Source organism: Paenacidovorax caeni (genome assembly GCF_001298675.1).
GTDB classification, from domain to species: Bacteria; Pseudomonadota; Gammaproteobacteria; order Burkholderiales; family Burkholderiaceae_C; genus Paenacidovorax; species Paenacidovorax caeni.
Genome location: NZ_CYIG01000008.1, coordinates 84,969 through 105,062, shown reverse-complemented (window position 1 = coordinate 105,062; position 20,094 = coordinate 84,969). Strand labels below are relative to the sequence as shown.

The window sequence follows — 20,094 nt, the reverse complement described above, 5'->3', positions numbered from 1 at the left end:
CAGGTACTCGGCATCCCAGCGGTCCTCGAATTCACCGAGCATCAGCTCGGCCTCTTCGGCGGTGGCGGCCGTGTAGATGCGGCGCAGGTCGGCAGCCACCTCTTTGCGGCGCTTCCATGAGACGTAGTTCAGGCTGTGGCGCACCATGTGAACGATGCATAACTGCACCACCGCCTTGGGGAATACCGCCTCAATCGCGTCAGGAAAGCCCTTGAGCCCATCGACGCAGGCGATGAAGATGTCCTGCACGCCCCGGTTGCGCAGTTCGGTCACAACCTGCAGCCAGAACTTGGCACCCTCGGTCTGCGCCAGCCACAGACCCAGCACCTCCTTCTCGCCCGTCATGGTGATGCCGATGGCCAGGTACACCGCCTTGACCCGCACCGCGCCCTCGCGCACCTTCACGTGGATGCAGTCCAGATAGACGATGGGGTAAATCGGCTCCAGCGGCCGGGCCTGCCAGGCCTTGACCTCGTCGGCCACGGCATCGGTCACCGAGGAAATCAGGCTGGGTGAGACCTCGGTGCCGTACATCTCTTCGAGGTGGGCCTGTATCTCGCGCACCGTCATGCCACGGGCGTACAGCGAGATGATTTTGTCGTCGAAGCCGGCCCAGCGGGTCTGGTGCTTGGGGATGAGCTGGGGCTCGAAGCTGCCATGGCGGTCGCGGGGCACCTCAATGGGCAACTCGCCGAAATCGCCCTTGAGGGTCTTCTTGCTCTTGCCGTTGCGGGTGTTGCCAGCGGGGTTGGCCACCGCCTCGTTGCGTTCATGGCCCAGGTGTTCGGTCAGTTCTGCGTCCAAAGCTCGCTCGACCAGCAGCTTGGTCAGTTGCTTGAGCAGGCCGTTCTCGCCGATGAGGTCTTCAGGCTTCTTGTAGTTAGCCAGCAGGCCAGACAGCAGTTCTTCGGGTACGTCGTGTTTCTTGGTGCTCATTGTGCTTACGGACAGGCCGGCTCGCGCCGGCGGTGGATTGTCCGTTTACACAAAATTCTGCACACCCTCGTGGCAAGAAGTCGAATACCCCGAAGCTCCCTTTTTTTGAATTGGGCAGGGCTTTGATGTTCGTGATGATGTCGCGTTTACACAAAATTCTGCGCACTCTCACTCTGGTGCTTGTGCCATGTCGCGTGCAATCTGCCCATCCACCAGCTCGACCACCCGGTCACAGCGCTGGGCCAAGCGCGGGTCGTGGGTCACGATGATGAATGCGGTGCCACGCTCTGAATGGATGCGGCGCATCAGGGCAAAGACGTCGTCGGACGAGGCGGTATCGAGGTTGCCTGTGGGTTCATCGGCCAGCACCAGTGGGGGCGACATTACCAGTGCCCGGGCGATGGCGACGCGCTGCTGCATCCCTCCTGACAACTCGTTCGGTCGTTTGTCCATGGCGTGGGCCAATCCGACGGCATCCAGCAAGCTGCGCGCATGCTCGCGTTGTGCAGTGCTTACTTTGCCTTCACCCATCAGGGCCGGCAAGGTGACGTTTTCCAAGGCGGAGAATGCGGGCAGCAGATGGTGAAACTGGAACACAAAGCCTAGCGTCTGTCGGCGCAGCAGCGTCAACGCCGTGTCGTCGAGATCTTGTACGGCTTCGCCTTGCAACAGATAGCGGCCGCTGCTGAGCGGCTCTAGCAGGCCCAGGACGTTCAGCAGGGTGCTTTTCCCTGAGCCGGAAGGGCCAATCAGCGCCATGAACTCGTCGTGGGCGGCGCGTAAGTCCACGCCATGCAGAACTTCGACCTCGCTGGGCAACCCGGGGTTGTAGCTTTTGCGCGCTGCCTGCAGGACGAGCAGATCATGGGATGAAGCTGGCGAAGGCATGGGCATGGCTGTTAGAGGCGGATGGCCTGGGCGGGGTCCATGGCCGCGGCGCGCCGTGCGGGTGCGACACCTGCCAGCACGCCACACACTGTGGCGATGACGGCAGTTTGCAGAGCGGTCCAGGGGGCCAGGGTAATGGCGAACAGTGGTAGACCGTCTGAGCCCCGTACCAGGGTGGTGAACGCAGCGATCAATATGACCGCCAGTAGCAGTCCCAGGGCAGACCCAATGGCCCCCACGATGGCGCCTTGCAGAAGGAAAACGCGCAGCATTTGCCCGCGCGTGGCTCCCATGGCGCGCAGGATGCCGATTTCCCGCCGCTTTTGCACCACCGACACCACCAAAACGCTGGAGATGCCGAGCACGACCACGACCAGCACCACAGTGCGGATGATGGTGGTGCTGATGGTTTGGGCGTTCAGTGCCGAGACCAGTTGTGCATTGTTGTCCTGCCAGCTTTCGACTTTGTAGGGGTAGCGCTGTGCCAGCTCGCTTGCCAGTCGTTGGGCCTGCCATACGTCGCGCACGGTCAGGTCGAGCAGCGTGGCGCCACCAGGTAGGGCCAGCAGGTTTTGCGCTGCCCGCAGTGGCACGATGACCGTGCGGCGGTTCAGGTCTTTGACGCCCAGATCCACCAGGGCCGTGACGCGCACCGCATCGCTGCGGCTGCCCGTTTGCAGGGTAAACCGGTCGCCCGGTCGCACGCCCAGGTCGGCCGCCAGTTCGCGGCCAATGATGGCTTCGCCAGGACCTAGTCGCGCGGTGCCGCTGACGACCTTGGCACGCAAGTCGATGATGCGGTCGTAGCGGTCCAGGTCCACCCCCATTAGCGCCATGGCCTGGGCGGCTTCCCCCCGCAACGCCAAGCCGCTGCCCGACACCATGGGCGAGACTGCGGTGACCTCCGGCAGCTGCTCCAGTACGGGCATTAGCGCCTGCCAATTGGCGACGGAGCGCAGGCGTTGGGCGCGGGGCTGGGCTTCTGCCAGCACGCGCGTCTGCGCGTCCGGCGCCCGGGCGCTCAGCACCGTGTCATCGGGTGCTCGCACACTCAGGTGCGACTGGGCCCCCAGGGTTTTGGTGATGGTGTTGCTCTGCAGTCCGTTGATCAGCGCCGAGATGTACGCCACGACGGCCACGCCTGCAGCGACGCCAATGATGATGAGGGCCGTCTGCATACGCCCTTCGCGCAGAAAGCGCAGGGCCACCCGCCACTCAAATCCCAGGGTGAGCGCCATGGTGTACTACCTCTTTTAACGCCCCACCGCGTGGGTGAGTGCGGCTCCGGCGTCACTGTCGCGGCCACCTGCGCGTGTCGGAGAGCTTGTGCTGTCGTCATGCCACGGCTGCGCCTGGGGCCGAACGCGCATGCCTGGCCGCACGCGGGGGCCCAGCAGAACCAACGCGTCGGCAGCCAGGCCTTGCGTGATCTCGGCGGCGACCAGGTTGCGCAGGCCCAGGCGTACGCTCTGGGCTTGGGCGCGGCCGTCTTGGGCGATGTAGACCGTGGCGGTATCGCCGTCGATGTGACGCAGCGCACTCAGAGGCAGCGCCAGGGCCTGGGGACGACGGCCTGTCTCTATCTCGACCGACAGCGTCATGTCTTCGCGCAGGAAGGTTGGCGGGGCCGCCTGCAGGGCCAGCTTGACCTCGATGGAGCCGCGTTGCGCATCCACACCGGGGGCCATGGACAGCACCCGCGCCTGCAACCGCTGGTTTGGAAAGGCATCCGCAATCACAGTGGCCCTTTGCCCTACCTCAAGCTGTTCCAGAAAGCGCTCATCCAGTTGGGCCACCAGCTGGGTCGGGCCCGCCAGCGCCAGCTGCAGCAGTGCCTTGCCTGGCTGCACGATCTGCCCGGGTTCCACGGTGCGCAACAGGACCGTGGCATCGGTGGGCGCGCGCACGGTGGCTTGTGCCAGCCGCGCAGCGGCAGCCTGCGTGCTAGCGCGGGCCACCGCCAGTTGGGCCTGGGCTTGGGCCAGATCGGTTCCCGTGTCTGCATTGGCCTGGCGCTGGGCATTGGCGTTGCGCTGCTGCGCCAGTGCCACGTCCACAGCGCGCTGCAATTCGTCCAGTCGCGAGGCACTGATGAAGCCTTGGGCAACCAACTGGTGCCCGCGGCGCAGTTCTGCCTGCGCGGCAAGCACGCTGGCGTCGGCCTGGGCCACGCCGGCCTTCGCTGTCACGCGGCCCGTGGTGCGCAGGCCTTGCAGACGGGCCTTGGCTTGCTGCTCGTTGGCCACGGCCTGCAGCCAGGCTGCGCGCAGCTCATCTGTCTCCAGTTCGACCAGGGGCGCGCCAGCGCGTACGGTGTCGCCTTCGCGTACCAGAACCGACTGCACCCGTCCGGTGAGGGTGGCCCCTACCTCGACCCGGGACAGGGTGGCCACCCGTGCAGTGACCTGCAGTGTGCGCAGCAGGGGTTGCGTTTGCGCGGCCACGGCGGGGACGGCAATGCTGCGTGCCGACCACCACGCGACGGCAACAGCCAAGGCCACCGCCAGGAAGGCCAGGGGAATACCCCAGCGGCGCAGTTTGGGCAGGGGCTGTGAGCGGAACGGGAGGGCCATGGACGCGGTGGCGAAGAAGTGAAACAAGGGCGGGTTGCAGCAACTGCTTAGTCGATTGTCATCCAGGTCTGCGTCTGGGTGCGGGGCGCGCGGGGCGGGCGGCCTGCTGTGGCTTTCTCCGCCCGCTGCAAAGCATGTCCCAGTAGAGGGGCTTGCATAAAACAGGGTTTGGCCTTTACCAGGTCAGGGTAGATTGCTCCCTTTTGTGGCGTATACCCTGCGGAGGATTCATCGCACCCATCAGGCGATGAAAAAAATCCACAACGCCTGGGACGAATTCTGCGGGGTCAGAAGTCGAGCGGCTCACCATCATCCAGCCCCGGTCTCTCATTGCCGTGGTGAGGGGCTTGAACTGTGCGGCGCTTGCGCGTGACGTGGTAAGTCGTCAGCACCTGGTGCGCCACCATGTCCAGCGCCGGGCGGGGCTGGCCTTCGCGGTCTGTCCATACCTTCGGCGTGATGCTGCCGGCCAGGGCGATGCTGTCACCCGCACCGAGCGCCAGCAGTGCCGTCACCGTGTGGGTCTCGAAGGCAATCACGTTCACGAACAGGCTTTCGCCATCGCCACCCGTGGCACGTACCTTGGCCGTGGCATAGGGTTGACCGTTCTTTCCCGTGCGTTGCTCGGGGTGGCTATGGAGTTTTCCAGCTATCAGGGCATCAATCATGGTGGCCTGACTGTATCCGGTGCACCGGGGTGGTGTGCAGGCCACCGCAGAACCCTGGCTGCTCCATGTGGTGGATACCTGCCTCCAGCGCCTCGATCGACAAGCCAAGAGCCCCTAGTATCTGCGCGGCAGAGTAGAAGGGCGATGGTTGTCATCACCCTGCGGTGCAGTTGGCCGAGCGTTGGCCAAGATGGCGGCTGCCTTGCGTTAACCGGCCTCGCTGGAACCGGGGCAACTCAAGACAAAACGCTCGATCAACTGCGCCACCGCATGCGGCTGGTCGTGGTGCAGCATGTGGCCTGCGTCTTGCACGGTGGCGGTGCTGTAGCGGCGGACGTGGGTCAAGCGCTGGTGGTATTCCGCCAGGCTGTATTGGCCTTTCCACCACCCGGCCAAGCTGTCGTCACTGGCTTGCACGCTCAGTACGGGCGCAGTGATCGCTGCGTAGAGCGCGTTGGCTTCTTCCACCCGGTAGAGCTGGGGGTTGACGACCTTGTGCGCGGCGTGGCCCATGATGGCCCAGCGGCCGTTGCTGCCCTGGCATGCCCAGTGCCGTGCCAGCCAAGCTGCCTTGTCAGCGGGCAAGCGCGGGTTGGTCTTGGTCAGCCGCTGGGCGACGCCGTCGGCATTGTCGTAGTCCTTCAGTGCCATCGCGCCTTCGCGGTGCTGGCGCAGTTCACGCAGCCATTGCGCCAGGCGTTTCGGCGCATCGTTGGGCGTGGTGGCGGGCAGACCGAAGCCTTCCAGGTTGACCAGGCTGCGCACGCGGGCGGGCTGGGCGCCCGCGTAGACCATGGCGATATTGCCGCCCATGCTGTGGCCCACCAGATCGACGGGTTGGGTGTCGGCGTAGTGGTCCAGCAGCAGGTCGAGGTCGGCCAGATAGTCGGCGAAGTGGAAGCTGTCGCAGGGCCAGGGCAGGGTTGTGTGGCCGAAGCCGCGCCAGTCTGGTGCGACGATCAGGCGCTGTGTGGCAAAGGCGTCGCTGAATGCATCGGCCATGAATTGGTAGGAGGCGCCAGTGTCCATCCAGCCATGCAGCAGCACCAGCGGGGCTTGGCCGGGTTGGGGCTGCCCCCACACACGGACGTGGTAGTCGAGTCCACGGATGTGCAGGGTTTCGGAGCGGCTAGGGCGTTGCGGCTTGTACATGGGCGCGTGGTCGTGCAGGGGGTGTTTGCTTATGTCTGCAGGCGTCGGAGGGAGTCCGTACACTGCTGGCAGGAGATCATACGTATGAACAGCATTTTTCTGGGGCAGAGCGCGCTGCGCGTGTCACCCATTTGTCTGGGCACCATGACCTTTGGCGAGCAGGTGGAGGAGGCCCAGGCCCATGCCATCCTCGACCGCGCCCTGGCGCGCGGGGTGAACTTTCTCGACACGGCCGAGATGTACGCCGTGCCACCGCGTGCCGAAACCTATGGCGCCACCGAGACCATTCTGGGACGCTGGTTCGCCAGCCGGCCGGGCGTACGCCAGCGCGTGGTGCTGGCGAGCAAGGTGGCAGGCCCATCGCGCGGCATGCCCTGGATCCGCGAAGGCAAGGGTTTGACACCGGACGACATCGTGGGCTCCTGCGAGGCCAGCCTGCGCCGGCTGCAGACCGACGTGATTGATCTCTACCAGATCCATTGGCCCGAACGCCATGTGCCGATGTTTGGCCAGCTGTACTACGACCCTGCCAAGGAGGCGTCGCAAACACCGATTCATGAGCAGCTCGACACACTGGCGCGGCTGGTACGCGCGGGCAAGGTGCGCTATGTGGGCTTGTCCAACGAGACGCCCTATGGCGTGCACGAGTTCGTGCGCCTGGCGGAGCAGCATGGGTTACCACGTGTGGCCTCGGTGCAGAACCCGTACTGCCTGCTCAACCGCAGCTGGGAGAACGCGCTGGACGAAACCTGCCACCGCCTGAATGTCTCGCTGCTGGCCTACTCGCCGCTGGGCTACAGCCTGCTGACGGGAAAGTATGACCAGCATGCCCCCACCGACCCCGGCGCGCCGCAGGATGGGCGCATTGCGCGCTATGCGTCGGTACGCCAGCAGCGCTGGGGCCGGCCCGAGGCACTGGCAGCGGCGCGCCGCTACAACCAGCTCGCGCGCGCTCATGGCCTGACGCCGGTGCAGATGGCGCTGGCTTTCTGCTACTGCAACTGGCGCGTGGCCAGCACCATCATTGGCGTGCGCTCGCTCGCGCAGCTCGACGAAAACCTCGACGCCTGGGGTACGCAGCTCTCGCCTGAGCTCCTGGCGGAAATCGACGCGATCCGCTGGGAACTGCGCGATCCGGCGCAATAGCGCAGGTTGCGAGCCGCCCTCGCATTCCCGCCGGGCCGCTGCAGTGGTCCGCGCCCAGGCTGGGCGTCCGCTGCTGGCGAAGGCGTGTAATGTGCGAGTGGTTCCATAAAAATTGACTGCAAAACAAGAAGAAACTGAGGTTATGCGCAAGAAAAACGCCCATGTCAGCGAAACCCCCGCCACCCAGATGCTGCGCCAGCACCAGGTGGCATTCACCGAGCACCCCTACGACTACGTGGAGCATGGCGGTACGGCCGAATCAGCGCGCCAGCTGGGGCTGGACGAGCACACGGTGGTCAAGACGCTGGTGATGCAGGACCAGGACGCCAAGCCGCTGATCGTCCTTATGCACGGCGACTGCAAGGTCTCCACCAAGAGCCTGGCGCGCCAGATCGGCGCCAAGAGCGTGGAGCCGTGCAAGCCCGAGGTGGCCAGCCGGCACAGTGGCTACCTGGTGGGCGGCACCTCGCCCTTCGGCACGCGCAAGGCGATGCCGGTGTTCATCGAAGAAAGCATCCTGCAACTTCCGCGTATCGCTATCAACGGAGGGCGGCGTGGCTTTCTGGTTCAGATTGACCCGCAGGTGTGCGTGCAACTGCTGGGCGCGCTGCCTGTGCAGTGCGCACTGAGCGATGAGGTCCTGGGGCGCGGCTAGGCCCGCCTGATCGTGTAGGCAGGCGCGCGGCGGATGGCAAAATGACGCGCCGCAAGCGTGGGCGCGCTCCACGGCGGCGCTGCACCCTGAGCGGCTTCATTCCCCTTCCAACCCGCCCGTTTTCGAGAGAGCCATCTCGTGTCCTTTGCCTATTCCGCCCTGGCGACTGTCGCCGCTTATCTGCTTGGTTCCCTGTCGTTCGCTGTGATCGTGAGCCGGGCCATGGGTCTGTCCGATCCACGCACCTACGGCAGCAAGAACCCCGGTGCCACCAATGTGCTGCGTTCGGGCTCCAAGGCCGCCGCTGCCGTCACCCTGCTGCTGGACGCCGTGAAGGGCTGGCTGCCTGTGGCGCTGGTGTTGTGGTTCGGTAAGCCCTACGGGCTGGAGGAGGGCACGGCCGCGCTGGTAGGGCTGGCGGCTTTCCTGGGCCACCTGTGGCCGGTGTTCTTCCGCTTCGTGGGCGGCAAGGGTGTGGCGACGGCGTTGGGCGTGTTGCTGGGCTTCAGCGCCTGGCTGGGCCTGGCGGCGGGGCTGGTGTGGTTGTTCGTGGCCGTGGTGTTCCGGTATTCGTCGTTGGCTTCGCTGGTGGCGGCGGTGTGCGCGCCGGTCATCTACCTGCTGGGCGGCGGTACGTTGTGGTACGCAGAGTCGCCGATTGCCGTGGCCATGGCGGTCATGGCGGCACTTTTGGGGTGGCGGCATAAGGAGAACATCCAGCGTCTGCTGGCAGGCACCGAGTCCAAGCTGGGCAAGAAGAAGGCCCCAGAAGCTGGCGCCGGGGCCGCGCCAGCGCATCCACCGAAGCCGGCCAAGCACGCCCGGCGCCACCCCAAGAACCCCCGCTGAGAGGTGGTTGCAGGGTTGGGGTATAAAAAGTGGCTTCAGCCCTTATGGGGCAAGCGCTAGCAGCTATCAAAAAAGAAGTTTTATGCCCGGTGGCGCCGCTGCACGCCGCTTGGCGCAGTGCCTAGTGCAGCGCGCCGGGCACCGTGACCATGCTGCGCAGCTCTTGGCTGTGCTGTGCGGCGTACAGGCCCAGGCGCACCATGGTGCGGTGGTTCAGCTCCACCGTCACGGCGGAGCGTGCCAGGGCTGACTGCACGCGCGGCTTGCTCACGGCGGTCTGGTGTAGCCGGGGCTCGTGCCGGGGCTCGCCGCGCGCGTCGATGATGCTGGCCACCAGCGGGTGGTTGGCCTTCTCGCTGCGCCGCAGTACCACGGCAATGTCGCCATTGTCCAGGCGCACGAAGGTGCCCGGTGGGCACAGTCCGACGGCGCGCACCAGCGTGTAGCTCACTTCGTCGCGCAGCGCATCCTCCTGGCCCACGATGGCGCGTACCGAATCGGTGGCACTGCGCCCAGCGCGCGATTTGCGCGGGCTGATCATGGCTGCGTAGCGGTCGATGGTGCCGAGGATGCGCGTGAGCCGGTCCTTGGCTGGCTGCTGTGCCAGCGGCACGCGCTCGGGCAGCGCGGCATGGTGCTGGCCCACTACGTCGAGCCACAGGCTGTCCTTGATGAACAGGCGTGTGAGCAGTGCCTGGCTTTCGTGCGGGTGGTTGCGGATGGCTTCCTGCTGCGCCGTGCTGGGGCGTTCGCGCTGCTCGGCCAGCACGTCCTGCAGCGCCGTCATTGCGATATTCATGGTCAGCGCGGCGCGCACCAGGCTGTCGCGCTCGCGCTGCGGCAGGTGCAGCTCCTGCGCCAGGATGTGGCACAGCGTGCCGCACACCAGCGCGTGCGAGGCGCTGTAGCCCACCGTCGAGGTGGTGGCGAGCTGGAACATCAGGTACAGCGCGGCGTCGATGTCGTGCGCGACCAAGTCTTGCAGCCAGCGGTCGATCTGCTGCACCTTGGCGGAGAACTCCTGCACCTGCAGCGGGCGCGCCAGCACCACCGACAGCGCTGACTCCAGGTCGGACCACAGGCCCAGCAGGTCTTCGTACTGGTCGTCGGCGGGCGAGGTGTGGTCGCGCGATTGCGGGTGCATGGTGGGCCTCAGCGCTTTTCCAGCACCATCTCGTTGCCGCTGCGGGTCATGTTGAACTGCGTCAGCACGCTGTTACCCAGCAGCACCAAGGGCATGGGTTGCTGGGTGACGATGGCATCGACACCACGCAGCTCTACATCGCCAATGTGCACCGAATCGAGCCGCAGCCGCCAACCCTGGGCCACGCCGTTGGCGGTCTGCATCTGTACCGGTTGGCCGCTGCGGTAGCGGATGCCCATGCGGTCGGCATCGTTCTGGCCGATCGCTACCGCGCTGGCTCCTGTGTCCACCATGTACTGCATGGCTTTGCCATTGATACGGCCCTGGTTGATGAAGTGCCCCCGTGCATCGGCTTGCAGCACCACCCGCGTCGCGGCGCTGCGCAGGCTCACCGGCGACTCGCCCAGGCGCAGCATGCGGCGCTCTCCGCCCACCAGTACCACCGCTTCCTCGCGCCCCACGGAAACGACCTGCACACCCTTGTGCTCCTCTCCCGCTGCCACGGCGCGCGGCGCGCTGCCATCGACCACCAGTAGCGCCTTGCTGCCCAGCACGCCGCTCAGTGCAACCGCCTGCGCGTTCGCCCGCAGCGGCGCCGCAAAAAGCATGGCCAGAAGCACAGCAGACCCGAGCGGCGCTCCCCATCCCAGCGGATGCCGCGCAACGGACGCCCCGCTGCGCAGGCGTTGCGCGCCTTCTCGCGTTGCGCAGCAACGCGAGAGAAGGGGGATGCGGCGTGGCCGGCCAGGGTCGTGTTTCACAGTCAATCGCGGAAATTGTCGAACGACAGCGGGGTGTCGTCGATTTCCTTGCGGATCAGCGCCATCGCCGTCTGCAAGTCGTCGCGCTTGGCACCGGTGACTCGCACTTTGTCCTCCTGGATGGCGGCTTGCACCTTGAGCTTGCTTTCTTTGAGCAGCTTTTGAATCTTCTTGGCCAGCTCGGACTCGATGCCGTTCTTCACCTTGACCAACTGCTTGAGCTTATCGCCGCCGATTTTTTGCGGCTTTTGCACGTCGAGGAAGCGCACGTCCACGCTGCGCTTGGTGAGCTTGTTGCGCAGGATGTCTTCCACCTGCTGAAGCTGGAAGTCGGCGTCGCCGAACAGCGTGATTTCCTTGTCTTTCAGCTCGATGCCGGCCGACGTTCCCTTGAAGTCGAAGCGTGTACCGATCTCCTTGGCCGTGTTCTCCACGGCATTTTTCACTTCAACGAGATTGGCTTCGCAAACGGTATCGAAAGAGGGCATGGCGTGACTCCTGGCGGATTCTGAACAAACGTCCCGCCAGGGGCGGGTGCGACAATCCAGCCGATGTTAGTCGAGAAAAACGTCCCCTTACAAAGCTGCAACACCTTTGGCATCGCCGCACGCGCGCACACCCTGGTGCGTGTGCGCTCGGCGCAGGACCTGCAGGCCTTGCTGGCGGATCACCGTCTGGCGCGCCAGCCGTTGTTCGTGCTTGGCGGCGGCAGCAACATCGTGCTCACGGGTGACGTCAAGCCCGTGGTGCTGAAGATGGAGATCAAGGGCCTGCGCCTGCTGGAAGAAACCGACAAGGCCTGGATCGTCGAGGCCGGTGCGGGCGAGGTCTGGCACGACGCCGTGGCCTGGACGCTGGCGCAGGGCTACCCCGGGCTGGAGAATCTGGCGCTCATCCCTGGCACCGTGGGCGCGGCGCCGGTGCAGAACATTGGCGCCTACGGTGTCGAGCTGCAAGACCGTTTCCACTCGCTGGTGGCGGTGGACTTTGCCACGGGGCGCCCGTTCACGCTCGACGCCGCGCAGTGCGCCTTTGGCTACCGCGACTCGGTGTTCAAGCACGCCGCCCCCCTGGCCGAACACGAGGGTGCGGGCCTGCCCCGGGGCATGGGGCTGGCCGGGCGCGCCGTCATCACGCACGTGCGTCTGGCCTTGCCCAAGGCCTGGCGCCCCGAGCTGGGCTACCTGGATCTGGAGCGCCGGCGCCAGGAGCTGGGCGTGCAGCAGCCCACGGCGCAGCAGATTTTTGACTGGGTGTGCGAAATCCGCCGTGCCAAGCTGCCGGACCCTGCGGTGCTGGGCAATGCCGGCAGCTTCTTCAAGAATCCTACGGTGACGCCGGAGCAGTGCCAGGACATCATCGCGCGCGACCCCAAGATCGTGCACTACCCCATGGCGGACGGCAGCATCAAGCTGGCGGCGGGCTGGCTCATCGATGCCTGCGGCTGGAAGGGCAAGACCGTTGGCCGCGCGGGGGTGTACGAGAAGCAGGCCCTTGTGCTGGTCAACCGCGGCACGCGCGAAGACAGCGTGACCGGCGGCGAGGTGATGACGCTGGCACGCGCCATTCAGACCAGCGTGTATGAGCGCTTCGGCATTCGGCTCGAACCCGAGCCGGTGGTGGTGTGAGTGCGGGAAACGCTCTCAAAATGAGAGCTTCTGGCGCTTTTGCCGCAAGCGTTACAGCCTGATTTTCTATAGAGGCCAGCCTGGCGTATGCCCGTGCGGCCAGCTAAAGCTGGCTACAATCGCCGCCCGGCACTGTTGCCGCCCATGGGTTCCCTCGCCCCCATTCACCAAAAAGGACTGCCATGCGTTCCATCCAGGCCACGCCATCGCGCGTGCCGCTTTTCCTCTCCCTGCTGGTGGCGTTCCACATCGCCATCGTCATCGCCAGCAACTACCTGGTGCAACTGCCCATCACGCTGCTGGGCTTTCACAGCACCTGGGGGGCGTTCAGCTTCCCGTTCATCTTTCTGGCGACCGACCTCACGGTGCGCCTGATCGGCAAGCTGCCCGCGCGGCGCGTCATTACGCGGGCCATGCTGCCGGCGCTGGCGGCGTCGTATGTCGTGGGCGTGCTGTTCCGTGAAGGGCACTTCAACGGCTGGGGCGCCCTGGGTGACTTCAATACCTTTGTGTTCCGTATCGCCTTTGCAAGCTTTGCGGCCTATGTGTTCGGGCAGTTGCTGGACATCCAGGTCTTTGACCGCATCCGCCAGCGTAGCAATGCCTGGTGGCTGGCCCCGGCGGCGGCTTCCGTGTTCGGCCAGGCGCTCGACACTGCGGCGTTCTTCTCCATTGCGTTCTGGCACAGCCCGGATGCATTCATGGCCGCCCATTGGGTGGAGATTGCTGCGGTCGACTACGTTATCAAGCTCAGCGTCAGCCTGCTGCTGTTCGTGCCTGCCTATGGCGTGATGCTGGCAGCCATCGTGCGCACCATGCGCACGCCCCCGGCCCCTGCCGTGGCATGAGCCGGCGCGCGCTGGTCCTCTTTTCTGGAGGACAGGATTCCGCCACGTGCCTGGCCTGGGCCCTGGCGCACTACACCCACGTGGAGACGCTGGGCTTTGACTACGGCCAGCGCCACCGCGTGGAGCTCGACTGCCGTGCGCGCCTGCGCGAGGGGCTGCTGGGCATGCCGTGGCCCGGTCACCTGGGGGAGGACCACCTGCTGAATGTGGACGTGCTCGGCCAACTCGGCGCGAGTGCCATGACCGACGACGTCGCCATTGCCATGCAGGCCGACGGGCTGCCCAACACCTTCGTGCCTGGGCGCAACCTGCTGTTCTTCACGCTGGGGGCGGCGCTGGCCTACCGGCGCGGGCTGGACGTGCTGGTGGGTGGCATGTCGCAAACCGACTATTCCGGCTACCCCGACTGCCGCGACAACACGCTCAAGGCGCTGCAGGTGGCGCTGAGCCTGGGGGTGGATCGGCCCCTGACGGTGGAGACGCCGCTCATGTGGTGCGACAAGGCCGCCACCTGGGCGCTGGCGCAGGAACTGGGCGGCGAGGCGCTGGTTGAGCTGGTCCGGCGCGAGTCGCACACCTGCTACCTCGGCCAGCGCGAGCAACTGCACGCATGGGGCTATGGCTGCGGCACCTGCCCGGCGTGCGAGCTGCGCGCCAAGGGCTGGGCGCAGTGGCGGCACGCGTTGGCCGGTGGGCGCAGCGCCCAAGGTGCCTGAGCATCGCCTTCCTTGCGGTTGCTTAGAAATTGATAGCTGCCAGCGCTTGATGGGTAAGCGCTGGAGGCCAATTAGGCTTCAAGTTTTCAGACGCTGCGCATCAGCCCGCCATCCACGCGGATGTTCTGGCCGGTGATGTAGGCCGCGCTCTCGGAGGCCAGGAACGCGATGGTCGCGCCAATCTCTTCGGCCGTGCCGTAGCGCTGCAGCGGCACGGCCTGGCGGCGTTCTTCCTTCTGCGGCAGGCTGTCGATCCAGCCCGGCAGCACGTTGTTCATGCGGATGTTGTGCGCTGCGTATTCGTCGCAGAAGATCTTGGTGAACGCGGCCAGGCCCGAGCGCGCCATGGCCGAGGTGGGGAACAACGCCGAGGGCTCGAAGGCCCATGCGGTGGAGATGTTGATGATCGCGCCGCCGCCTTGCTTTTGCATGAGGGGGGCGACGAGGCGCGTGGCGCGCACCACATTAAGGAAGTAGACCTCCAGGCCCTTGATCCAGTCCGCGTCGCTGATCTCCAGCAGCTTGCCCTTGGGGCCGTGGCCTGCACCGTTGACCAGCACGTCGATACGGCCCCAGCGCTGCACCACCGCATCGACGAGCTTTTGCAGGTCGGCCACGTTCTGGTTGGAGCCGGTCACGCCCACGCCGCCCAGCGCATGGGCCAGGGCCTCACCCTTGCCGGAGGACGACAGGATGCCGATGGCAAAGCCAGCCTCGTGCAACTTTCTTGCCGCGGCGGCGCCCATGCCGCTGCCCCCGGCCACGATGACGGCCACGCGTTGTTGTTCGCTCATTGCTTGGGTCCTGAGAGGGATTGGAGGGGTGACCGTAAGAAAAAACCGCCCGGGGATGAAGCCGGGCGGTTGCTTTCAATTTAATAGCTTCCAGCGCTTGTCTGGTAAGCGCTAGAGCCGGATTTGGCTCTTACTTCTTGGGGCTGCCGTCTTCCAGCTGGGCCAGGGCGGCATTGCCGCCCAGCGACAGCAGGCCCGCGCGCGAGTACACGCCCAGCTTGTCGCGCGTGTCGGAGATGTCCAGGTTGCGCATGGTCAGCTGGCCGATGCGGTCCAGTGGGCTGAACGGCGCGTCTTCCACCTTTTCCATCGACAGGCGCTCGGGCGCGTAGGTCAGGTTGGGCGACTCGGTGTTGAGCAGCGAGTAGTCGTTGCCACGGCGCAGTTCCAGCGTCACGGTGCCGGTCACGGCGCGGGCCACCCAGCGCTGGGCGGTCTCGCGCAGCATGATGGCCTGCGGGTCGAACCAGCGGCCCTGGTACAGCAAGCGGCCCAGCTTCAGGCCGTTCAGGCGGTACTGCTCGATGGTGTCTTCGTTGTGGATGCCGGTGACCAGGCGCTCGTAGGCGATGTGCAGCAGCGCCATGCCGGGGGCCTCGTAGATGCCGCGGCTCTTGGCTTCAATGATGCGGTTTTCAATCTGGTCGCTCATGCCCAGGCCGTGGCGCCCGCCGATGCGGTTGGCTTCCAGGAACAGTTCCACGGGGTCGGCAATCTCCTTGCCGTTGATGGCCACGGGCTGGCCTTCGTTGAAGGTAACCGAAACCTCTTCGGCCAGCACTTCCACCTCGGGCTTCCAGAACGCTACGCCCATGATGGGGTTGACGATGCGGATGCCGCTGTTGAGGTATTCCAGGTCTTTGGCTTCGTGTGTGGCGCCGAGCATGTTGCTGTCGGTGCTGTAGGCCTTTTCGGCGCTCATCTTGTAGCCGAAGCCTTCCTTGGTCATGAAGGCCGACATTTCGGCGCGGCCGCCCAGCTCGTCAATGAACTTCTGGTCCAGCCAGGGTTTGTAGATCTTCAGCGCCGGGTTGGTGAGCAGGCCATAGCGGTAAAAGCGCTCAATGTCATTGCCCTTGAAGGTGGAGCCATCGCCCCAGATGTGGACGTCGTCTTCCTTCATCGCGGCCACCAGCATGGTGCCCGTCACGGCGCGCCCTAGCGGCGTGGTGTTGAAGTAGGTGATGCCCCCGGTGCTGATGTGGAAGGCGCCAGACTGGATGGCGGCAATGCCTTCGTGGGCCAGCTGTGTGCGGCAGTCGATCAGGCGGGCGCGCTCGGCACCGTACTCCATCGCCTTGCGCGGGATGGCGTCGTAGTCTTCTTCGTCGGGCTGGCCCAGGTTTGCGGTGTAGGCGTAGGGCAGGGCGCCCTTGTTCTTCATCCAGCGCAGTGCGGCGCTGGTGTCGAGGCCGCCGGAGAAGGCGATGCCGACCTTCTGGCCGACGGGGAGGTTTTGCAAAATGGTTGCCATGGCGGTATCGGGTGCGATGGTGAAGGGATCAGCCGAAGTGGCAGATGTAGTGGTAGGCCTCGTTCACGCGGATGTCGAAGCTGGAGTTGCCCGGAATACTGAACTTGTCGCCCGGGCCCGACTTCAGCCAGGCGTCAGTGCCGGCCAGGCGGTACTCGCAGCCACCGGCCACGCACTCCATCACTTCGGGGGCGCCGGTGTTGAAGGTCAGCGTGGCGGGCAGCACCACGCCCACGGATTTCTTCGTGCCGTCGGGGTAGGTGATGCCGTGGCTCACGCACTTGCCGTCGAAATACACATTGGCCTGGGTGGTGACGGCAACGCCGTCGATTCTTGCGGTGGTCATGGAGTGGTGCGGGCTGGTGAAATCGGACAGAACCAAGGATTTTAGGCCCCAAAAACGAAGAGCCCCGCAAGGGGCTCTTGTGCAGCGGGCCGCGCTTCAACGCCAGTAGGGGTTGTGGTGGTGTGGCCGCTGGTAGTAGTTGTACTCAATGGTCACCGGCGGGCTCACGTAGGCGGGGGGCGGCTGCACCGGGTAGGTCTGCACCACCCCGGGCTGCGCCGGGTAGGTATAAACGTTGTTGGTCGAGTAGGTGTTGCCGTAGCTGGGTGAGGGCTGCACGCTCACGGGGATCCAGTTGCCCGGGTCATAGCTGGTCTGGGTGCTGTACTGGCGCCCTGCATACTCGTAGACCACGTTGTAGCCCACGGTGCGGTTCTCGTAGTAGGTTTCTGTGTTGCAGCGCTGCACGTTTTGGTAGCGCGGCTGGCCAGCCCCCTCAATCTGGTTGCCCACCAGGGCACCGCCGATCACACCCAGCGCAGTGGCTGCGGCGCGGCCGCTGCCACCACCGATGGAGTTGCCGATGGCCCCCCCGGCAATGGCGCCCATGACAGCGCCCGCGCCGCTGTTGGGGGCGCCCGCGTACACCGTATCGGTGCCGCAAACTTGGCGCGGTATCGCCACCTGCTGGACGATCGGGGTCGAGGAGAGCACGCGGCCTTGCTCCTGCGCAGTGGCTGCGCAGGCCGCACCGGCCAGAAGGGTCAAGAGCACGGTCTTTTTCATGAGGGGTTCCTTCGTCAGTTCACCCATAACGCGCGATGGGTGCCAAGGGTTGAGCCAGTGTGCCTGCCGCGTGTCAGTGGCTGCGTAAAGCTGGGTAAAGAAATGCGAAAGTAGCAAGGAATTGGAGTCAAGCGGGGCCGCGCAGTTCACTCCAGCGGGCGCTGTCGAAACCGACGGTGATGGCTCCTGTGGGCCACTCGACCACGGGGCGCTTGATGACGCTGGGCTGCTCGCGCATCAGCGCCATGGCGCTGGCGGCGTCCTGCACGCCCGCCTGGACGGCGGCGTCGAGCTTGCGCCAAGTGGTGCCCTGGCGATTCAGGAGCTTTTCCCAGCCCAGGGCGGCGATCCACTGCGGCAGGCGCTCGGCAGGCACTCCCTGCTTCTTGAAGTCGTGGAACTGGTAGTCCACGCCCTGGGTGCTCAGCCAGGCGCGGGCCTTTTTCACAGTGTCGCAGTTGGGAATGCCGTAGACGGTCATGGTGGGGGGATTCATGCCCCCGATCATGCACTTGGCCCGGGCTCGGCGACAATCCCTCCCCGTATGCACACCCGATTCGACACCTTGGACGGCTGGCTGGCGCACTGCGAGCGCCTGCACCCACGCAACATTGACATGGGCCTGGAGCGCGTGCGCGCTGTCGCGCAGCGCCTGGGCCTGCACTTCAGCTGCCCGGTGATCACCGTGGCCGGCACCAATGGCAAAGGCTCAACCTGCGCCATGCTGGAGGCCGTTGCACTGCAGGCCGGCTACCGCACCGGCGTCTATACCTCGCCGCACCTGGTGCATTTCGAGGAGCGCTGTCGTATCCACGGCGAAATAGTGCCCGCAGGCGATCTGCTGCCGCATTTTGAGGCGGTGGAGCGTGCGCGCACGGCGGGTGATGAGGTTTCGCTGACCTATTTCGAGTTCACCACGCTCGCGATACTGCACTTGATGAGCCAATCGCGGCTGGACGTGGCCATCCTGGAAGTTGGCCTCGGTGGCCGCCTGGATGCCACCAACGTCGTCGATGCCGACTGTGCGGTCATTACCAGCATCGACATCGACCACACCGAATTCCTCGGGCCCGACCGCGAGAGTATCGGGCGCGAGAAGGCGGGCATCATGCGCACCGGTCGCCCGGTGATTGTGGGTGACCCGATGGCGCCGCAAAGCGTGATCGACCACGCGCGTGAGATTGGTGCTGACCTGTGGCGCTTCGGCCACGACTTCAACTACTCCGGCGACAAGCAGCAATGGGCCTGGGCCGGGCGCGGACGCCGCTACGCGGGCCTGGCTTACCCAGCGCTGCGCGGTGCCAACCAACTGGTCAACGCCTCGGGCGCGCTGGCGGCGCTGGAGGCACTGCGCGAGCGCCTGCCTATCAATGCCCAGGCCGTACGCGCCGGGCTGGCCCTGGTGGAACTGCCGGGGCGCTTCCAGATCGTGCCGGGCCAGCCCACGCTGGTGCTGGATGTGGCGCACAACCCGCACTCCGTGGCAGCGCTCACGGCCAACCTCGATGCCATGGGGTTCTTCCCGACCACGCACGCCGTGTTCGGCGCCATGGCCGACAAGGACCTGGCGCCCATGCTGGCGCGCATCGGCCCGGTGATCGACCGCTGGTATTTCACCAGCCTGCCCACGCCCCGCGCTGAAACGGCTGCGGTGCTGCAGCAGAAATGGAACGCCGTGCAGATGGCGGCAGGCGGGCGCCGGCCGGTTACCACCAGCCTGCATGCCAGCCCTGAGCAGGCGCTCGCGGCGGCGGTGGCTGCTGCCGACCCGGCTGATAGAATCGTTGTCTTTGGCTCGTTCTACACCGTAGGGGGCGTCCTGCAGCATGGAACGCCACGGCTGGAGGCCAAGCATTTGGCCTCGCCGCAGGCGCCTGCCGCGTAAGCGCATACTTTTCAGGCCTTCCTTCGGGCGTTCCGCATTCCATGGCATTTTTCAAGTTTCCCTGGCCTGGCCGCAAGGAGCAGGACGAAAAGCCTGCCAGGCGCGCGCGTGCGCCCCAGGCCGAGAGCATCGAGGCCATGCGCAGGCGGGCGCGCCACCGCCTGATTGGCGCCACCGTGCTGGTGCTGCTGGGGGTGGTGGGGTTCCCGCTGCTGTTTGATACCCAGCCGCGTCCCGTGCCCGTTGATATTCCCATCGAGATTCCTGACCGCAACAAAGCGCCTGCTTTGCCTGGTGGATCCGGTGCGCCAGGGGTGGCCGAGAGCCTGGCCGACGGCGAGGAGGTCGTGGCCGTGGCCCCGGCCCCCGCAGCCAAGCCGGCGCTACCCGCGCCGCCCTTGCCCGTGGCCGTGCCCAAGCCGGAGCCCAAGCCTGCCGCTGCGCCCGCGCCCCGGCCAGAGCCCAAGTTCGAGTCCCGGCCCGAACCCAAGCCGGAACCCAAGCCCGAGCGCAAACCCGAGCCCAAGCCGGAACCGAAACCAGAACCCAAGCCTGCGCCCGCGCCTGCACGCTCCGACGATGCCGCCCGCGCGCGTGCCTTGCTGGAGGGGCGCAGCTTTGAGCCGGCGGCGCCCAGCGCGGCGCCAGCGGCGGCACAGGAGGGGCGGTTCATTGTCCAGGTGGGAGCCTTTGGCGATGCGGACAAGGCGCGCGAGGTGCGCTCCAAGCTGGAGCGTGCCGGCCTCAAGACCTATGCGCAGACGGTGGATACCAAGGATGGCAAGCGCACCCGGGTGCGCGTGGGGCCGTTCAACAACCGCGGCGACGCCGACAAAGCGGCTGCGCGCATCAAGGGGCTGGATTTGCCGGCCTCGGTGCTGACGCTGTAAAAGCGGCAGGTTCTG

At 65.8% G+C, this 20,094-nt stretch carries 22 protein-coding genes; 8 read left to right on the top strand and 14 right to left on the bottom strand.

All coding sequences use genetic code 11. The features are described from left to right. The 6 genes from BN2503_RS05850 to BN2503_RS05825 all read right to left on the bottom strand — a co-directional run. On the bottom strand, nt 1–936 hold a 936-nt coding region (locus BN2503_RS05850), incomplete at its 3' end, for an IS256 family transposase (protein ID WP_054255706.1). 168 nt (nt 937–1,104) lie between these two features. Next, nucleotides 1,105–1,830, bottom strand: coding sequence for an ABC transporter ATP-binding protein (locus tag BN2503_RS05845; RefSeq protein WP_082366508.1), 726 nt, complete (start codon nt 1,828–1,830; stop codon nt 1,105–1,107). A 5-nt stretch (nt 1,831–1,835) separates the two neighbouring features. Beyond that, complete coding sequence (locus BN2503_RS05840) at nt 1,836–3,062, bottom strand: ABC transporter permease (protein ID WP_054255705.1); 1,227 nt, start codon at nt 3,060–3,062, stop codon at nt 1,836–1,838. A gap of 15 nt (nt 3,063–3,077) precedes the next feature. After that, entirely contained in the window at nt 3,078–4,397 is a 1,320-nt protein-coding gene (locus BN2503_RS05835) for an efflux RND transporter periplasmic adaptor subunit (RefSeq protein ID WP_082366507.1), read from the bottom strand. Nucleotides 4,398–4,684: 287 nt separating this feature from the next. Next, nucleotides 4,685–5,065, bottom strand: a complete 381-nt coding sequence (locus tag BN2503_RS05830) for a single-stranded DNA-binding protein (RefSeq protein WP_054255704.1) — start codon at nt 5,063–5,065, stop codon at nt 4,685–4,687. Between the two features lie 207 nt (nt 5,066–5,272). Beyond that, the gene (locus tag BN2503_RS05825; RefSeq protein ID WP_054255703.1) at nt 5,273–6,217 is read right to left on the bottom strand and encodes an alpha/beta fold hydrolase; all 945 of its coding nucleotides are present in this window, start codon (nt 6,215–6,217) and stop codon (nt 5,273–5,275) included. Between the two features lie 84 nt (nt 6,218–6,301). Here BN2503_RS05825 and BN2503_RS05820 point away from each other — a divergent pair, with 84 nt between their 5' ends. From BN2503_RS05820 to plsY, 3 genes are all read left to right on the top strand, one after another. Beyond that, nucleotides 6,302–7,363, top strand: coding sequence for an aldo/keto reductase (locus tag BN2503_RS05820; protein WP_054255702.1), 1,062 nt, complete (start codon nt 6,302–6,304; stop codon nt 7,361–7,363). A gap of 142 nt (nt 7,364–7,505) precedes the next feature. Continuing rightward, nucleotides 7,506–8,018 carry a Cys-tRNA(Pro) deacylase gene (gene ybaK / locus BN2503_RS05815; RefSeq protein WP_054255701.1) on the top strand — a complete coding sequence of 171 codons (513 nt, stop codon included), beginning with the start codon at nt 7,506–7,508 and terminating at the stop codon, nt 8,016–8,018. Between the two features lie 138 nt (nt 8,019–8,156). Beyond that, a complete protein-coding gene (gene plsY, locus BN2503_RS05810) occupies nt 8,157–8,867 on the top strand; it encodes a glycerol-3-phosphate 1-O-acyltransferase PlsY (RefSeq protein ID WP_054255700.1) in 711 nt (236 codons plus the stop codon). A gap of 121 nt (nt 8,868–8,988) precedes the next feature. Here plsY and BN2503_RS05805 read toward each other — a convergent pair whose 3' ends face one another. The 3 genes from BN2503_RS05805 to BN2503_RS05795 form a co-directional block, all read right to left on the bottom strand. Further along, entirely contained in the window at nt 8,989–10,011 is a 1,023-nt protein-coding gene (locus BN2503_RS05805) for an HD-GYP domain-containing protein (RefSeq protein WP_054255699.1), read from the bottom strand. 8 nt (nt 10,012–10,019) lie between these two features. Next, nucleotides 10,020–10,619 carry a retropepsin-like aspartic protease family protein gene (locus BN2503_RS05800; protein ID WP_054255698.1) on the bottom strand — a complete coding sequence of 200 codons (600 nt, stop codon included), beginning with the start codon at nt 10,617–10,619 and terminating at the stop codon, nt 10,020–10,022. Between the two features lie 155 nt (nt 10,620–10,774). After that, nucleotides 10,775–11,260: a YajQ family cyclic di-GMP-binding protein gene (locus BN2503_RS05795; RefSeq protein WP_054255697.1), complete on the bottom strand. Its 486-nt coding sequence runs from the start codon at nt 11,258–11,260 to the stop codon at nt 10,775–10,777. A gap of 63 nt (nt 11,261–11,323) precedes the next feature. Between BN2503_RS05795 and murB the strand changes: the two genes are divergently transcribed. The 3 genes from murB to queC all read left to right on the top strand — a co-directional run bounded on the left by murB (nt 11,324) and on the right by queC (nt 13,964). Continuing rightward, nucleotides 11,324–12,400, top strand: a complete 1,077-nt coding sequence (murB, locus tag BN2503_RS05790) for a UDP-N-acetylmuramate dehydrogenase (protein ID WP_054255696.1) — start codon at nt 11,324–11,326, stop codon at nt 12,398–12,400. 182 nt (nt 12,401–12,582) lie between these two features. Further along, entirely contained in the window at nt 12,583–13,248 is a 666-nt protein-coding gene (locus tag BN2503_RS05785; RefSeq protein ID WP_054255695.1) for a 7-cyano-7-deazaguanine/7-aminomethyl-7-deazaguanine transporter, read from the top strand. After that, a complete protein-coding gene (gene queC / locus BN2503_RS05780; RefSeq protein ID WP_054255694.1) occupies nt 13,245–13,964 on the top strand; it encodes a 7-cyano-7-deazaguanine synthase QueC in 720 nt (239 codons plus the stop codon). The genes BN2503_RS05785 and queC overlap by 4 nt, the downstream gene beginning before the upstream one ends. A gap of 86 nt (nt 13,965–14,050) precedes the next feature. On the opposite strand, the gene BN2503_RS05775 is transcribed toward queC, so the two are convergent. The 5 genes from BN2503_RS05775 to BN2503_RS05755 form a co-directional block, all read right to left on the bottom strand. Then, the gene (locus tag BN2503_RS05775) at nt 14,051–14,758 is read right to left on the bottom strand and encodes an SDR family oxidoreductase (RefSeq protein WP_054255693.1); all 708 of its coding nucleotides are present in this window, start codon (nt 14,756–14,758) and stop codon (nt 14,051–14,053) included. Nucleotides 14,759–14,888: 130 nt separating this feature from the next. Further along, nucleotides 14,889–16,232, bottom strand: coding sequence for an argininosuccinate synthase (argG, locus tag BN2503_RS05770; protein ID WP_054255692.1), 1,344 nt, complete (start codon nt 16,230–16,232; stop codon nt 14,889–14,891). 28 nt (nt 16,233–16,260) lie between these two features. After that, entirely contained in the window at nt 16,261–16,578 is a 318-nt protein-coding gene (gene ppnP / locus BN2503_RS05765; RefSeq protein WP_054255714.1) for a pyrimidine/purine nucleoside phosphorylase, read from the bottom strand. A 96-nt stretch (nt 16,579–16,674) separates the two neighbouring features. Beyond that, nucleotides 16,675–17,304 (bottom strand): glycine zipper 2TM domain-containing protein, encoded by a 630-nt coding sequence (locus BN2503_RS05760; protein ID WP_054255713.1) that lies wholly within the window; start codon nt 17,302–17,304, stop codon nt 16,675–16,677. A 127-nt stretch (nt 17,305–17,431) separates the two neighbouring features. Beyond that, entirely contained in the window at nt 17,432–17,800 is a 369-nt protein-coding gene (locus BN2503_RS05755; protein WP_054255712.1) for an ArsC family reductase, read from the bottom strand. Nucleotides 17,801–17,848: 48 nt separating this feature from the next. On the opposite strand from BN2503_RS05755, the gene folC reads away from it, so the two are divergent. Both folC and BN2503_RS05745 read left to right on the top strand, forming a co-directional pair. After that, nucleotides 17,849–19,189: a bifunctional tetrahydrofolate synthase/dihydrofolate synthase gene (gene folC / locus BN2503_RS05750; RefSeq protein WP_054255691.1), complete on the top strand. Its 1,341-nt coding sequence runs from the start codon at nt 17,849–17,851 to the stop codon at nt 19,187–19,189. Between the two features lie 41 nt (nt 19,190–19,230). Continuing rightward, nucleotides 19,231–20,079 (top strand): SPOR domain-containing protein, encoded by an 849-nt coding sequence (locus BN2503_RS05745; protein ID WP_054255690.1) that lies wholly within the window; start codon nt 19,231–19,233, stop codon nt 20,077–20,079. Nucleotides 20,080–20,094 lie beyond the last annotated feature (15 nt).